The sequence below is a fragment of the Streptomyces catenulae genome (assembly GCF_000718015.1).
Lineage (GTDB): Bacteria > Actinomycetota > Actinomycetes > Streptomycetales > Streptomycetaceae > Streptomyces > Streptomyces catenulae.
Map to the genome: position 1 here is coordinate 148623 of NZ_JODY01000005.1, position 14571 is coordinate 163193.

The 14571-nt window shown below is 73.5% G+C and carries 13 protein-coding genes; all 13 read right to left on the minus strand.

Going from position 1 to position 14571, the window contains the following annotated elements; all coding sequences use genetic code 11:
- Positions 1-213: 213 nt before the first annotated feature.
- On the minus strand, positions 214-1512 hold the full coding sequence (locus tag IF23_RS0107775) for an MFS transporter (protein ID WP_078653845.1): 1299 nt from the start codon (positions 1510-1512) through the stop codon (positions 214-216).
- A gap of 110 nt (positions 1513-1622) precedes the next feature.
- Positions 1623-2444 carry an HAD family hydrolase gene (locus tag IF23_RS0107780; RefSeq protein WP_030281212.1) on the minus strand — a complete coding sequence of 274 codons (822 nt, stop codon included), beginning with the start codon at positions 2442-2444 and terminating at the stop codon, positions 1623-1625.
- On the minus strand, positions 2441-3580 hold the full coding sequence (locus IF23_RS0107785; protein ID WP_030281214.1) for a hypothetical protein: 1140 nt from the start codon (positions 3578-3580) through the stop codon (positions 2441-2443). Before IF23_RS0107785 ends, IF23_RS0107780 begins: the two co-directional genes overlap by 4 nt.
- A complete protein-coding gene (gene hydA / locus IF23_RS0107790) occupies positions 3577-5013 on the minus strand; it encodes a dihydropyrimidinase (RefSeq protein ID WP_051739382.1) in 1437 nt (478 codons plus the stop codon). The genes IF23_RS0107785 and hydA overlap by 4 nt, the downstream gene beginning before the upstream one ends.
- Complete coding sequence (locus IF23_RS0107795) at positions 5010-5975, minus strand: cupin-like domain-containing protein (protein WP_030281218.1); 966 nt, start codon at positions 5973-5975, stop codon at positions 5010-5012. The genes hydA and IF23_RS0107795 overlap by 4 nt, the downstream gene beginning before the upstream one ends.
- The gene (locus IF23_RS0107800) at positions 5972-6721 is read right to left on the minus strand and encodes a TenA family protein (RefSeq protein WP_030281220.1); all 750 of its coding nucleotides are present in this window, start codon (positions 6719-6721) and stop codon (positions 5972-5974) included. The genes IF23_RS0107795 and IF23_RS0107800 overlap by 4 nt, the downstream gene beginning before the upstream one ends.
- Entirely contained in the window at positions 6718-7836 is a 1119-nt protein-coding gene (gene menC, locus IF23_RS0107805; RefSeq protein WP_051739384.1) for an o-succinylbenzoate synthase, read from the minus strand. Before menC ends, IF23_RS0107800 begins: the two co-directional genes overlap by 4 nt.
- Before the next feature lie 45 nt (positions 7837-7881).
- A complete protein-coding gene (locus IF23_RS31005; RefSeq protein WP_037677630.1) occupies positions 7882-8802 on the minus strand; it encodes a phosphotransferase family protein in 921 nt (306 codons plus the stop codon).
- Positions 8803-8809: 7 nt separating this feature from the next.
- Complete coding sequence (locus tag IF23_RS0107815) at positions 8810-10915, minus strand: iron-containing redox enzyme family protein (RefSeq protein ID WP_030281224.1); 2106 nt, start codon at positions 10913-10915, stop codon at positions 8810-8812.
- A 57-nt stretch (positions 10916-10972) separates the two neighbouring features.
- Positions 10973-11458: a hypothetical protein gene (locus IF23_RS33905; RefSeq protein ID WP_037677632.1), complete on the minus strand. Its 486-nt coding sequence runs from the start codon at positions 11456-11458 to the stop codon at positions 10973-10975.
- 83 nt (positions 11459-11541) lie between these two features.
- Positions 11542-12627 (minus strand): Gfo/Idh/MocA family oxidoreductase, encoded by a 1086-nt coding sequence (locus IF23_RS34825; RefSeq protein WP_157847979.1) that lies wholly within the window; start codon positions 12625-12627, stop codon positions 11542-11544.
- Between the two features lie 49 nt (positions 12628-12676).
- A complete protein-coding gene (locus tag IF23_RS0107830) occupies positions 12677-13507 on the minus strand; it encodes a hypothetical protein (RefSeq protein ID WP_030281234.1) in 831 nt (276 codons plus the stop codon).
- The gene (locus IF23_RS0107835; RefSeq protein ID WP_030281236.1) at positions 13504-14550 is read right to left on the minus strand and encodes a phosphoribosyltransferase; all 1047 of its coding nucleotides are present in this window, start codon (positions 14548-14550) and stop codon (positions 13504-13506) included. The genes IF23_RS0107830 and IF23_RS0107835 overlap by 4 nt, the downstream gene beginning before the upstream one ends.
- Positions 14551-14571 lie beyond the last annotated feature (21 nt).

Sequence of the window (14571 nt, forward strand, 5' to 3'; positions counted from 1 at the left end):
CCTCCACGCGCTGCACGCCGGTCACGACGACGTCTTCGCCGCTCTGCGGCACTTCTCCGGCACCGGCGCCCCCCCGGGCGCGCGGGCGGCCTCGCGGTCGACCCGCTCTGGTGGCGGCGCCTGCTCGGCCGGTACGCCGACGCGGTGCACCGGCTCAGGGGACGACCGCGTTGCCGGGGGGGCGGGTGCCCGCCCCGCCCCCCGCCGGACACCTCAAGGCTCCCCCTCCGTGCTGCCCGCCCTGGCGTTCTGGAGGTCGGGGGTGGGGTTCGGGGGGACGGGGTCGTGGGGGAGGCGGTGTTCCAGGCGGAGCATCAGGAGTGTGCCCAGTGCGGCGAGGAGGCCGATGGCGAGCCAGGGGAGTTGGTGGTTCCGGCTGAAGAGGAGGCCGAACAGGCTGGGGGAGATGACGCTCGCGGCGGCGAAGGAGTACTGGAACGCCGCGAGGTAGGTGCCCCGCGATTCGATCGGCGCCGACGCCGCCGCGAGCGCGTTGGACGCGGGCCCGTACGTCATCTCCGCCAGGGAGAAGCACACCACCACCGGTACCAGGACCGGCACCAGCGCCGCCGACGGCACCAGCGCGGCGGCGGCGGACGCGGCGCACCACACCACCCACAGTCCCCCCGCCCACGCCATGGCCCGCGCCCGGGAACAGCGGCGGCGGACGAACCGGCTGACCGCGGCGGTGCACGTGGCCAGCAGCAGCGTGTTGAGAGCCAGCAGCGGACCGGGGGCCCAGCCCGGCCCGGACAGGCCCTTGACGACGTACGTCGGCAGCGACAGCGCCAGGAAGTTGCTGCACAGGGAGAAGAGGGTGCAGGTGGCGATCAGCACCAGATAGGGCCGGTCGCGCAGCAGCGCCGGGAGGCCGGAACGGCCCTGGGGCGACGGCGCCTGCGCGGTGCGGACGTGCGAGGTGGACGGCACCATCAGGACGACCACCACCGCGGCCACCAGGAACGCCAGCGCGCTGCCGAGGATCAGCCCGTCGTACGCCCGCGAGGAGTCGACGGCGAGCAGCAGACCGGCGAGCAACGCCCCGCCACCGGCTCCGGTCTCGCGGAGCATGCCGGTCCGGGCGAACCACGACTCCTTCGCGTCCGCCCCCTCGGCGTCCGCCTGGTCGGCGATGAGGGTGAAGACCGATGACCAGTAGACGCGGGTGCCGGCCTTCATCACGAAGACCGCGATCAGCAGGGAACTCGTCCCCGACACCGTCAGATAGAGCAGGAAACCCAGCCCCTGGAGCGCCTGCCCACCGGCGACCACCAGCCGGGGCCCGAACCGGTCGACCACCCGCCCCACGAGCAGCGGCACCGGCAGCGCCGCCGCGCTGGCCACGCTGACGAGCACCCCGATCGTCCCCAGATCCAGCTCGGTGACGCGCAGGAAGTACAGCAGGGACAGCGGAAGGTACAGGCCGGTGCCCAGGGAGTCGATCCCCACCGCCACCAGCAGCGGCCACTTCCTCGGGCCGTCCCGCCCCGCTCGTGTCGTATCCCCTGCCACCTGCGCACCACCCTTCCCACCCGCCGGTACCGGGACCGGCGGGGCTGGATCTCCTTGTTCGGCTCCGGCCCGCGGACCGGTACGGCCGTCCGGCGGCCCGGCGGCGCCGGTCAGCCGAACCACCGCTCCAACTCGCGCGCCACCCCGTCGTCCTCGGCCGCCTCCGTGACCGCGTCCGCGGCGTCCAGGACCTCCTGCGGCGACCGCGCCACCGCCACCCCGTGCCCGGCCCGGCGCAGCATCTCGATGTCGTTGTGCCCGTCACCGATGGCGAGCACCTCCGCCTCCGTCAGCCCGAGGTCGGCGCAGACACGCCGTAGCGCGGACGCCTTGGAGACGCCGACGGGCGTGAGGTCCAGCCACGCCGACCAGCCGACGACATGGTCCGCGCCCGGCAGATCGAGGGTGTCCGCCAGCCGCGCGAACTCCTCGGGGGCGGCCGCCGGATCACGGACGATCACCCGGCTGACCGGCCGGGCGAGGAGGTCGTCCAGCCCGGCGGGCACCGTCTCGCCCGGCAGTTCCCCCGCGGGGAACGGCGCGGTGACGCGGTAGCCGCCGCCCGGGCGCTCCACCGCGACCAGCGCCGAGGGCCACCGGTCGAGGAACGCCCGGACGGCCGGGCCCGCGTCGAACGTCTCCCGGTGCACGGTCTCCAGCGGCGCGTAGCGGCACAGCACCGTGCCGCTGGACGCCACCAGCCACATCCGTTCGCCGTCCCGCCCGCGCAGACCGAGCCGGTCGGCGACGCGCGTCATCCCCAGCGGTGAGCGGCCCGAGCACAGGACGACGCGGGCACCGGCGTCCGTCGCGGCCCGCAGCGCCGCCCGGATCCGGCTGCCGGGCGGTTCGGCCCGCTCCTCCTCGACCTCCGTCCAGGAGGGGAGCGTGCCGTCGATGTCGAGCGCCACCAGGCGCGGCCGGGCCCTCACACCGCCCCCAGGAACGCCCGCAGGAGCGCGGCGGCGTCCGCGCCGTCGCCCGCGGCCCGCGCGAGCACCGCCGCCGCCGACGGGCCGCCGGAGGGCCCGAACATCTTGCCGTAGCCGCGCGGGGTGACCCCGCTGAACGGAGCGAGGCGCACCTTCTCCGCCGCGGAGCCGTCGCGGCTGAGGGCGTCCGCGTGGAACGGCTGGTGGGCGGCGTCGGCGGGCCCGAGGAAGCGGACCGTCGCCACGCCGCTGACGATGAGCTGACGCAGGCACTGACGGCACGGCGGGCGGGTGACCACCGCCTCCGCGCCGACGACGGCGGCGCCGTGCCGGGCGGCCGACGCCAGCGCCGCCAGTTCCGCGTGGACCACCCGGCCCAGACTCTCCAGCACCTGGACGACACCGTGGTGGGCGGGCCCGCTGTCGAGCGCGTCGACGAAGCGCCCGGCCCGCGCCCGCAGATCGTCGGGCGGTTCGCCCCGGCCCTCCGCGGCGAACCGCAGCACCTCCTGGACCAGCGCGACCTTCGACGTGTACGCCGGATCGGTGTCGCCCGGCCGGTCGCGGGCGTCGTCGGGGGAGTCCGCCCAGTACTGGCCGCCGCCCGCCCGCGGCACCTCGTTGGTGCCCAGCGCGATGACGTCGCCCACCGGGTCGAGGAGGGCGCAGCCGACGCCGCCGCGCAGCCCCGCGGACCTGCTGGCCTGACCCCCGGCGAGGAACATCGCGTGCTCGTACCGGTTCGGCCGCCGCTCCGGGCCGCCGATCAGGGCCGTCACCGCCTGCTCCAGACCGGCTCCGCCGTCGTCCCCCTCCGGGGCGAGCACATAGTCGGCCTCGCTCCACAGGAGGGAGCCGTCCGCCGTACCGGCGTCCGCCAGCAGCCGGAAGTCGGCGCCCAGCAGCCGGTTCAACGCCTCCGACCAGCGGCGCGGGGCGTCGAGCGGGACCACCACGGTGTCGTGGTCCCGCAGCGTCCGCAGCAGCGCGGTCAGCGCCGCCACGGTCGGTCCGGGGCCCTCGGCGGCGGACCACCCGGTGTCGACCGCGACCGTGCGGCCCCGCTCCTCGAACAGTTTCCGCAGGCTCTCCGGGCGGTCCTCCGGGCCCGGGGGCAGCGCGACGACGAGGCTCATCCGGCCACCACGCCCTCGTCCCCGTCCGGCAGCGCGCGCCGGTCGTACAGGTCGGTGCCGGGCCGCCGGGGCACGAACCGGCCGCCGTCCTCCGGCCCCGTCCACCGGCCCCGGTCGACCAGCGTCCGCCCGCGCAGCAGCACGGTGTGCACGCTCCCGCGCAGCCGCAGGCCCTCGAACGCCGAGTGGTCGACGCGCATGTGATGGTCCGAGGCGCCGGTGCGCGTCGCGCCCCGGGGGTCGAGAAGGGTGATGTCGGCGTGCGCGCCGGGCGCCAGCGACCCCTTGTCGGGGTGCATGCCGAAGAGCCGGGCGGGAGAGGTCGAGGTGACGTCGGTGAATCGGGACAACGGGATCTTTCCTCGGAGAGCGGCGTCGTACAGCAGGGGCACGCGGTACTCGATGCCCGCGATGCCGCCGGGCAGCTTCGTGAAGTCGCGCTGCCCGGCCGGGAACAGCGTGGACCGGCAGAACGGACAGTGGTCGGACGAGACGACCGACAGATCGCCCGCGGACAGCGCCCACCACAGCCGGTCGCGGTGCTCCCGGGTCCGCAGCGGCGGCGCGCACACGTAGTCGGCGCCCTCCTCCCACGGCCGGTCCAACTCCGCGACATCCAGATACAGATAGTGCGGGCACGTCTCGGCGAAGACCGGGAGCCCGCGGCGGCGGGCGTCGGCTATCGCCGCCAGCGCCTCGGCGGAGGAGACATGGACGAAGTAGAGCGTCGGCATCCCGGCCAGTTCGGCGAGGAAGATGGCGCGGCGGGTCGCCTCGGCCTCGATCGCCGGGGTCGCTGTTTTCGCGTGCCAGGGCAGGGACACATCGCCGCGCTCCCGGGCCCGGGTGCGCAGATACTCCATGGCCAGCCCGTTCTCGGCGTGCACCATCACGGTGACGCCCAGCTCCGCGGCGCGTTCCATCGCGCCCAGCAGCTGACTGTCGTCGCTGTAGAGATCGCCGGGGAACGCCATGAAGAGCTTGATGCTCGGCACACCGGCCGCCACCAGCTGCGGCAGCTGCCCGAGCGACGTCTCGTGGACGTCACCGACGATCTGGTGGAACCCGTAGTCGATCGCGCAGCGCCCCCGGGCCCGCGCGCCCGCGTCGTCGAGCCGTTCGAGCAGGTCCTCGCCCGGGCCCTGCCGGACGAAGTCGACCACGGTGGTGGTGCCGCCGAACGCCGCCGCCCGGGTGCCGGAGGCGAAGTCGTCCGCCGTCGACACCCCCGCGACCACCGTCTCCAGATGGGTGTGCACATCGACGAAGCCGGGGGCGACGTGCAGACCGGTGGCGTCGATGACGGTGTCCGCGTCGTCCGCCGTGCCCGGCGCCCGCCAGGCGTCGATCCGGCCGTCACGGACCATCAGGTCCACGGTGTGGGTACCGGACGCGGTCAGCACGGTGCCGCCGCGGATGGCCAGTGTCGTCATCGGCTCTCCCCTTCGTCGTGACGTAGACCGTCCGCCCACCGGTCGGCGTCGAGATCGAGTTCCCGGGCGGCGGCGAGGGCGCGGACGAAGTCCCGCTCCCGGGCGAGGAACTCCTGACGGTTGCGCCACAGCAGCTCGGTGATGGCGCCGACGTCCCGGGTGGGGCGGTTGGTGACGTCGCGGAGCAGGCCGTTCTGGCTGAGCTGGTGCAGATCCGAGGCGACCGACTGCGTCGTCGCGAAGCGCATCGGGAGGGAGATGTTGCCGTCGGTCAGCGTCTCGACCTCATGGACCCAGAACGGCGGGATGTAGAGGATCTCGCCCGCGGACAGCACCCCCTCGTACCGCACCTCGCCGGACCAGTCGGGGCGCGCCGCGAGGCCGAGGCCCGGCGCGGGCGCCACGTCGTAGCGCTCCCGGTCCGCCCACCCCACCTGGAGGTTCACGGTGTCGAGCGGGTGGACGAGGGTGTAGCGCTTGGTGCCGCGCACCTGGATCAGGAAGCTGTGCCACCAGTCGTGGTGCCCCGGGGTGACGTTCCCCGTCTGGCTGAACCACACGCCGGTCGCCTCCGGCCGGTACGCGGCACCGACGTCGGGGACGGGGAAGTCCCGCGCCAGCTCGTCGAACCCGTCGGACCCGGCGCCGATCCGGAGGTAGAGCGAGCCGTCGACGACCCGCCGCCGCCCGAAGAGGTGCGCGGCGGCGTCCTCGAAGGACATCGTCCTGGTGGCGTTGACCTGCTTGAGGACGGTGTTGCCCGCCGCCCGGTCCGTCACGAACGGCGCGACCTCCAGATGCCCCAACCGCCGGGTGAGCGACGCCAGATCCCACTCCCGGTAGCACGCCCAGCCGGTCACGACGTCCGTGATCAGCAGCGGGCTCTCGCCGAGGAGCGGGCGGCCGTCGCGTCCGCCGCGCACCGGCAGCGCCGCCACCCGGGTCGCCTCCCGGGCGCTCATGCCGCGCCCCCGCCGGTGAGGGTGGCGTCCGCCGCCGCCCAGCCGGAGGCGGGCCAGCCGGGATGCCCGTGGTACGCCGCGTCGAAGACCCGGATCTGGTGCTGGAGGCTGCGTGCGTAGGCGAACAGCATCTTCTCCCGCCGCTCCGGGGTGGTCGCGCAGGCGTTCATCTGGGCGGCGTGGGCCTCGGCCATCGCACTGCCCGCCTTGTTCGCGTAGTACCCCGCCCAGTCGCGGAAGGCCGCCGGGCCCTGGATGTCGACGCCCTGGAAGCGCTGTCCGACGACCCGGGTGAACATCGCGCACGGGTAGAGCGCGGCGGCGATCTCCCCGATGTCCCCGGCGAGACCGGTGGTGAGCATGTGGTTGGCGTACGCCTCCCGCGCCGGGGTCAGCGCCCCCGCGTCGAAGCGCACCGTGTGCTGCCCCAGGCTCTCGACCAGCGACCGCTTGAAATCCGTCTCCGCGGTGACGAAGTACTCCGACAGCAGGTTCGCCGTCGTCCGCGACCACGCCGAACCGCTGGGCGACTTCGTCAGCCCCAGCGCCAGCGTGCGGTGGATGTAGGGGATGAACGGGGCGTCGTCGACCTGGAAGGCCAGGAACCGTTCGACGGTCATCCGCCCGTGTTCCAGATCGGTCAGCCAGGGATGGTCCTCGTACGCCCGCCAACCGGCCGCCGTCGCCTCGCGGCACCGGTCGGTGAAGGGGGTCGCGTCCTGCGCGTCGATGTCGGTGGCGCTCACGAAGTCACCTCTCCGCTGTCGGCAACCAGCCATTGCGACAGCACGTCGTCGGAGGGAATCGCCGGATTTCCCGGTGTGGTCGGCACGGTGAACTCCCACTCCCCGCCGGGCGGGGAGACGAGATCGCGTGCGGTGAGCGGGGTGGGGAAGAACCGCTCGGAGCGGAAGAGGTCCGCCGGGTACGTCGCCCAGGTGCAGGCGGCGAGCGCGAGGCAGAGGTGGGCGCCGACCGGACTCTCCAGCATGTTGCCGACGACCGCGCCGATCCCGGCGCGCGCCGCCAGCTCGCCGATCGCCACAGCCGGGGCCAGACCGCCCACCCGCCCCGGCTTGACGTTGACGAACCGGCAACTGCCCAGCTCCAGCGCGAGTTCCAGATGGTGGCGCGAGGTGATCGACTCGTCGAGGCACACCGGGGTCGCCACCCGGCGCTGGAGGGCCGCGTGCCCCAGGAAGTCGTCCTTCGCCAGGGGCTGTTCGATCATGGCGAGGCCGAGCGGGTCCAGCTGCTCCAGACGGCCGAGGTCGTCGCCGGTGAACGTCGCGTTGCAGTCGACGTGCAGGGTGGCGTCGGGGAACGCCCGCCGGATCTCGCGGAGCTGCTCGATCCGTGTGCCACGGCCCATCTTCAGCTTGATCCGCGGGCACCCGGAGCCGATCACCCCCGCGATCTTCGCGAGCAGCGCATCGGTGTCGTCGTGGAGGTCGAAGTCCGCACCGACCGGCACCGTGGTGCGGGTGCCGCCGGTGTACGCGGTGAGCGGGCGCTGCTCGACGGCGCCGCGCAGCGCCCACCAGGCCGTCTCCACGGCCGCCTTGGCGAAGGTGTTCTCCCGGATCTCCGTGAGCGGAGCGGTCAGTTCGCCGATCTCGTCGATCCGGGACCCGGCCAGGCGGGGGAGCAGGCGGTCACGCACCAGCCGGTACGTGGCGCCGCCCCACTCCCCGCAGAACAGCGGCCAGGTGCCCGGCGCCGCCTCACCCCATGCGGTCGTCCCCCCGCTGCGCAGCCGGACGAGCACGGTGTCGATGTCCGGCTGCGCGCCGAAGGACGTCTTCCAGGGCACCTGTAACGGCATGCGCAGCAGATATGCGCGTGCGGAATCGATCTGCATGGTCTCCTCCGCTGCCCGGTCCGGGAGGTCTTCCCGGCGGCAGATTCACGAGTGACGCACCAGCCACGCCTTCGCCTGCTCCGCGTACTGCGGGGCCCACTGCGGGGTCCAGCGCAGGAAGTAGGCGTGCATGGACAGGGCGTGCAGGAAATGGGCGAGTTCGATGCGCTCGCGGTGGTCGTCCGGCAGCGGACAGGCCGCCGCGTACGCGTCGAGGAAGACCTCCCGGCCCTCCGCGAAGCCGTCGAAGAGGTGCTCGTCGAGCTTGCCGAAGTCGCGGAACCGGTCGGCGTACAGGGCGTGTTCGAAGTCCAGGACGCAGCTGATCCGCCCGTCGCGGACGAGGAAGTTCGGCAGCCACAGGTCGCCGTGGGTCAGGGCCGGGACGTTCGCCGCGGCGTCCAGCTGCGCCAGGGCGTCGCCGACGGCGGTCCGCAGCACATCGGCGTCGCCGATCAGCGTCAGATCGGACTGCGGCAGCAGCGCCTCCACCTCCGCCTCGACCGCCTGCCGCAGCGTCGCCGCGGTGGTGGTGCCGAGCACGTCGCCGTAGTGGGGGCCCTTGACGGCGTGCAGCCGTCCGACGACGTCGCCGAGGTCGCGGACGAGCGTCAGCTGCTCCTCCGGGCCGAGGTCTGCCCACACGTCCCCCGCGGCGTCGCCCTCCTGGAACTCCTGGACGATCAGCGGACCGTCCACGGCGGGCTCGTGCGGGACGAGCCGCCGGTAGCGGACCACCGGGATGCCGTGTTCGGCCGCCACCTGCGCGGCGGCCGTCAGACGCCGCAGGTGCTCGGGGTCGCGTTCCCGCTGCGGCACCTTGACCAGGAGCCGGCCCTGATCGGTGTCGGCCACCCACTGCTTGCTCGTGTAGCCCTTGTCGAGGGGGTGGACCGAGGCGACACGGATCTGCGGGAACTCCCGTTCCAGGAGGGTGCTGACGAAGTCGGAGGGGTGGGTGGGCATGCGGAAATCACCTGCTGTGAGCATGAGGGGTACGGTCCGGCGCACGGTTCGGCACCTGGGTGGGGGCGATCTTGAGGCGCCCCTGCATCAGTACAACGTAGGCCATGCGCATGGCCGTTGCGCCACGCCTGATCCGCTCCCAGACCAGGTCGGCGACGCCGAGCCGGGCCGCCTGCGCCATGAGGAACACCACCGCGTCCCGTGACTTCGCCGAGTGCCCCATCTCCACGTTGTCGTCGGCGATGTGGAGCCGGGTGAAGCTCGTGTCGTACCCCAACTCCGTCAGATCGTCGGCCTTGGAGATGCCCGCGGAGCCCAGTCCGTGGAACTCGCAGACCATGTTCACCCCGACGATCTCCGGGAATCTGCTCCGCGGGAACTCCGCGACGGCCAGCCGGAACACCGGGGCGTAGAAGCCCTCGTCGAGGAAGTCGACGTCCTCGACGAACTCCCGCGTCCAGAACTTCGGCAGCCGGTGGCCGAGCCCGACGAGCAGATCCTCGTAGAGCACGCCGTGGCTCTGTCCCGGTTTGCCGTTGCCGATTTCGTCCCAGTAGATGTCGTAAAGCAGCCGTTCACTGTCCGACATCACGGTGCTGCGGGTCAGCCCCTGGAGCCACGCCCCGTCGACCAGGTTGTCCGCCGCGCCGTGGAAGCTGCGGTCGTGGTGGGCCTTGCCGTCGTCGGTCACCGGCGCGACCGGCGCCGACGCCATGGCCTCGTACGTCGCCTGCATCCACGCCGGGAACTCCTCGGCGTCGTAGCGTTCGGGCAGCTCCCAGGTGAACGCCGGTTTCTCCATCCGCTCCGCCGCGTCCAACCAGTGCTCGACGAAGGCGGCGGCCCGGCGGACCGCCCCGGCCCGGTCGCGCCCGGCGACGAGATCGTGGAACAGCTCCCGTGTACGCGGGCCGTCGAACGTGACGGGGACCGGCGCGTCCGGGCACCCGCCGGGCCCGGTAACGGGCACGGTCACGGCGAGCGGGGCGATCACCGGCCCGTCGCCCGGCCCAGTCAGCCCGGTGATCCAGCGCCGGACGAGCGCGAGGTCCTCGGCGCTGAAGATCTTGCCCATCGGGGCGTGCCGCGGGGTGAGCACCGTGAGGAACGGGCTGCGGTCCGGCTCCCCGGGCTTGATCCACTTCGAGTCGGCGAGGGCCCGCAGCAGATCGCCGCCCGCCTCCGGGGACCGGTCGAAGTAGTGGTCCAGCAGGGTGCCGTCCACCGTGGCCGTCCCGTGGGCGTGGCGGGCCGACGGCGTCTTGCGCGCCACGAGGTCGCGGACGGCGTGCTCCGGTGCCCGCAGCGCGTTCAGACAGGCCCGGGTCAGCTCCGCCCGGAAGAGCCGCGCGGTGTCGCCGAGCAGCCGCGCGAACCGGGCGAACCGCTCCTCGCCGTCCGTGGCCAGACCCGACGCGGCGAACTCCCGCAGCGCCGCGCCGACGGCCGGGGCGACCTCGTCCGGCCGCTGGGCGGGCGGCCACCCCACCTCGACGCCCTCGGTCTCCTCCGCGACCGTCGTGACGCACGCCGCGATCCACTCCGGGACGTCGTACCACGTGCCGGTCAGGGTCGGTTCGACGGCGGCGAGCAGCTCGGGCGTGCAGGAGCCGGGTGCCTGGGCGAGCGCCAGGAGGAGGGTGGGCAGCAGATAGGCCGTCTCCGTCAGCCGCAGCGACTCCAGGTAGGCGCCGCTGCCCGGGTCACCGCTCGGCTTCCCCAGCGCGCGCAGCAGCCCGCCGGTCATCCCCGACAGACGCCCCTGCCGCCCGGGGCCGAACCGGTACGCGTGGCTCAGCTCGGCCAGGCGGGCGCCGGTGGGCAGATGGCACAGCGGTACCCGGGCGAACGGCGCCAGCCACACACCGTCCCGGTCGGCCAGGAGGGCCAGGTGCCGGGCGGCGGTGGCGGCGACCACCCGGACGCCGTCCGCGTCGAGGTCGCCGAACTCCGGTGCCGCGTCGTGGAGTTCACGCTCCAGGTCGTCGAGTGCGCCGACCGGGAACGGTGCCTTCTCGCTCACCCCGTCGAGCAGCCGCTCCGCGCTGCGGAGCGCGTCGGGCGCGGGCTCCAGCGCGCCCAGTTCCCGGTACAGGCCGGTCAGTGGTCCCATCGCCAGTCCTCTGTTCGTGGTCACGGCAGGTCGTGGAGTACGTCGCGGGGGCGCCGGTCAGGCGGCCGAGGGGCGGGGCGGAGCCGCCGCCAGCACCTCGGCCACCGCGGCGTCGAGCACATCGAGGTCCACCTGACCCGTGAACTCGACGGTCTTCACCGGGGCGAACGCGTCGAGCCCCTTGATGAGCCCGGCGTACTCCTTGTCCGCCTCCAGGAGCAGCACCATGGGCACCCGGCTCGCCGACGCCCACCCGATCTCGATGTGCGTACCGGGCGACGCCGGGCTGCCGGGGGCCGCGATGATCACGTCGGAGGCGCAGATCTGCTCGTAGTCCAGCACGGTGAACTGCTCGGGCTCCATGAACGCCTGGCCCCACTTCTCCCGGCGGTGCGCGTTGTGCACGACGCAGCCCTGGTTGTCGTAGTGCTTGAGGATCCGGTTGATCGTCTCGAACGCCTCGGTGTCGAACTCGCCGGTCTCCTTGTCGACATAGGCCCAGAAGGGCGCGGCGACGAAGACGGTCTCGATCTTGGTGGCCATGGGAGGTGCCTTCCGTAGTCGGTGACCTGCTGGCGTGTCCCGGCGCGGCGCGGGGCGCCCGCGCGCGGGGTGGGGAAGAAAGTTCAGTGCTCGGTGGCGCGCACGATGTCGCGCATCAGCCGGGTGTCCAGCACCGCGCCCCGGGCGTCGGTGAGCGGGCGGCGGCCGGTGGTGACGCACTCGTGGAAGTGCTCCCACTGCGCCCGGAACGCCTCGTCGTGCGCGCCCGTGACGACCTCCTCGACCGCACCGCCCCGCGGCGCCCCCGGCCCGGCGGCGGGCTCGTCCCGCCAGATCCGGACGGTCGACGGGGCGTCGCGCAGAAAGGGGTTGGAGACATCGAGCCGCACCGTGCGGTCCTCGCCCCACACCGTGAGGCTCTCCTCGAAGCGGTGCAGCGCGGTGGAGGCGCCGAGAAAGGTGCACTGCGGACCGTCGGCCCAGCGGAGGGAGGCGGTCAGCAGCGTGCCGTCCTCCGAGGCGTGCGCCTTGATCGAGTCGGGGGAGGCGGGGAAGGCGGCACGGAGGAGATTGATGTCATGGCTCCAGACCCCGAACATGTCCATATAGGTCTCCAGCGCGGCGTCGCGGGAGCCCGGGATCTCCTGCCGCACCCGCTCGCGGCGGGTGTCGCTCCCGGGCGGCGGCTGCGGGGAGCGGACGATCCGCGCCAGCTCGGGAATGATCCAGTTCCCGTAGTCGGGACCGACGACGATCTCCAGGCGCGCCGCCAGCGGACGCGTCAGCCGCGCGATCTCCGCGAGCCCGCGCCGCACCCCGCTGTCGTAGCGCTTCATGTAGCCCACCATCACGGTGACACCGGCCGCGTCCCCGGCGGCGGCCACCTCCTCGGTCTCCGCGACGGTGTAGCCGAGCGGCTTCTCGGTGAAGACGTGTTTGCTGCGGCGCAGCGACAGCAGAACGGGCTCCACATGGTCCGCGTTGAGGACGGCGACCGCGTCGATCTCCGGTGAGCCGTCCAGCATCTCCGGCAACGACGCGTACACCCGGGGGACCCGGAAGCGCTGCGCCACCGCCTCCGCCAGATCGAAGGAGCGGTCGCAGACCGCCGTCACGTCGAAACGCTCCCGCAGGGCGGTCAGGTACGGCAGATGCATGAGCTGCGCGATCATGCCGCAGCCCAGGACGCCTACTCGGATCCGGTGCACGTCTCTCCCTTCGCGATGAACTGTCCGTACCGATCGGGCGGCAGCCCGGTCACTGCGCCGCGCGCTCCGCCGCGGCCACTCTCCGGAGGATGTCGAGAACACCGGCGAGCTCCGGCTCCCGCGAGCGGTGCCAGGCGCCCGCCTCGGCCTCCGCCGGGAGGGCGGCACCCGCCACGAACGCGCTGCGGACGCCCGGGACACCCGGTATCCAGTCGGCCGGGGAGTCGCCGACCAGCAGCACGTCCCGCAGCCCCTCCGCCGCCAGACCCGCCAGCGCCCGGCGTTTCCCCAGCCGGATCGGGGCGTACGGGTGTATCCCCGCGTACGTCCGCGCCGGGCTCGGCTCCACCGCGAGCGTGACGGAGTTCCGCGCGGCCCACCGGGTGAGGTGCCGTTCCACGGCGGCGACGAACGGGACCGGGCCGAAGACGCTCAGCGAGGCACGGCGGTTCGCGCCCAGCCCCCACGCCCCCGGCGGCAGCGGCGTCCCGCCGAACTCGGGCGCCCGCAACTCCCCGCCGTGGCGCAGACCGTGACGGTCCGCGCACTCCGCCACCTGCGCGCGGACCGCGTCCCGGCCGGGGAACGGGGTCAGTACGCGGATCCTCTCCCCGGCCACCACGTTCCCGTTCTCCGCGAGAACCGGGAACGTGGCCGGGGGGCCGAGTCCGATGGCCCGCCCGAACTCCCGGAGCTGCTCGACGGGCGAGTCCGAGCACAGACCGACCCGGATCCCGGCCGCGCGCACCTCCCGTACCGCATGACGGAACGCGCCGGAGGTCTCGGGGGCGGGCGCACCGCGGCGGGGCACGGAGGGCACCAGCGTGCCGTTCACATCGAGCAGCACCGTTCCGATCCGGTGGTCCGCGGCCCCCGTCATACGAGCGATCCCGTCGCCGCGGGCAGCCGGTCCGTCTCCCACCGGTGCAGCAGGTCCGTCCAGTCGTCCATCCAGCCCATCAGTCGCTCCAGCACGGCGGTCACCGGTTCGTGAAGGTCGGCGATCCCCAGCGACGTCAGCAGCCGGTGCACCGCCGGACGGAGATCCACGACCAGGACGGGCCCGTCGAGCAGTTGGCCGATACGGAGGAAGAACCGCAGGTTCGCGACGAGCATGCAGATGGCGAAGTCCTGGTCGCACGCGGGCGAGATGCCCGAGCGCTCCGAGGTACGGACGAACGGCAGCCAGTAGGGGGCGCGGGCCCACCCGCCGTCCGGCAGCCGCACCACAAGCCCCGACACCCCCAGCAGGAAGTTACGGGTGTCGGCCACCTCCAGGGCCCGCTGCCCACCGGTGCCCGTGGTCCGGTACTGGAGGACCGGCTCCACGGGGACCCCCAGAAGGGCGGCGTCCTCGGGCCCCGCCACCCGGATACCCGGCACCACACGCCGCACCCGCACCCCCGCCTCCCGGAGCGAGCGGAGCACCGCGGAGAGGGTGGTGCCGGTGACGATGTCGTCGTCGACGAGCGTGTAGGGATGACCGGTGGCGGCCAGCGCGGCCACCTGCTCCCCGAGCGGGCGGCGGCCCGGACCGGGGACGACGCCGACGGATTCCCGGCCGCCGAGCAGGAAGCCACGGGAGGCCCGCAGCGGATGCGCGCCCCGCCGGAACAGCGGATCGAGGCTGATGAGCCGCTCGGACCGGGTACGGCGCCGGACCGCGTCCGCCAACTGCCGGGAGTCCACCAGATGGAGGGCCGTGTGGTCCGCGTGCCGCGACATCCGCGGCAGCGCCTCCTGCACCTCCTCCCGGAAGTCGAAATAGCTCTGCGTCAGGGCGGGGACCAGCGTCTCCCGGGCGAGCGGATGCCGCCGGGCGAGCGCGTCGTACAGCTTCCGCACGGAGTACGCGGTGTCGTCGCGCATGATCACGGTGAAGGTGCCGGACGCGGGGACATCGAGGAACGTCGTCCCGGACACCGCGGGGTCCGGGCCCGTATG

What these genes read in the sequence shown, in the direction of transcription:
- IF23_RS0107785 (WP_030281214.1), bottom strand. Translation starts at nt 3,580, where the DNA reads ATGAGCCTCGTCGTCGCGCTGCCCCCGGGCCCGGAGGACCGCCCGGAG.
- IF23_RS0107830 (WP_030281234.1), bottom strand. Translation starts at nt 13,507, where the DNA reads ATGACGGGGGCCGCGGACCACCGGATCGGAACGGTGCTGCTCGATGTG.
- hydA (WP_051739382.1), bottom strand. Translation starts at nt 5,013, where the DNA reads ATGACGACACTGGCCATCCGCGGCGGCACCGTGCTGACCGCGTCCGGT.
- IF23_RS0107795 (WP_030281218.1), bottom strand. Translation starts at nt 5,975, where the DNA reads ATGAGCGCCCGGGAGGCGACCCGGGTGGCGGCGCTGCCGGTGCGCGGC.
- IF23_RS31005 (WP_037677630.1), bottom strand. Translation starts at nt 8,802, where the DNA reads ATGCCCACCCACCCCTCCGACTTCGTCAGCACCCTCCTGGAACGGGAG.
- menC (WP_051739384.1), bottom strand. Translation starts at nt 7,836, where the DNA reads ATGCAGATCGATTCCGCACGCGCATATCTGCTGCGCATGCCGTTACAG.
- IF23_RS0107815 (WP_030281224.1), bottom strand. Translation starts at nt 10,915, where the DNA reads ATGGGACCACTGACCGGCCTGTACCGGGAACTGGGCGCGCTGGAGCCC.
- IF23_RS33905 (WP_037677632.1), bottom strand. Translation starts at nt 11,458, where the DNA reads ATGGCCACCAAGATCGAGACCGTCTTCGTCGCCGCGCCCTTCTGGGCC.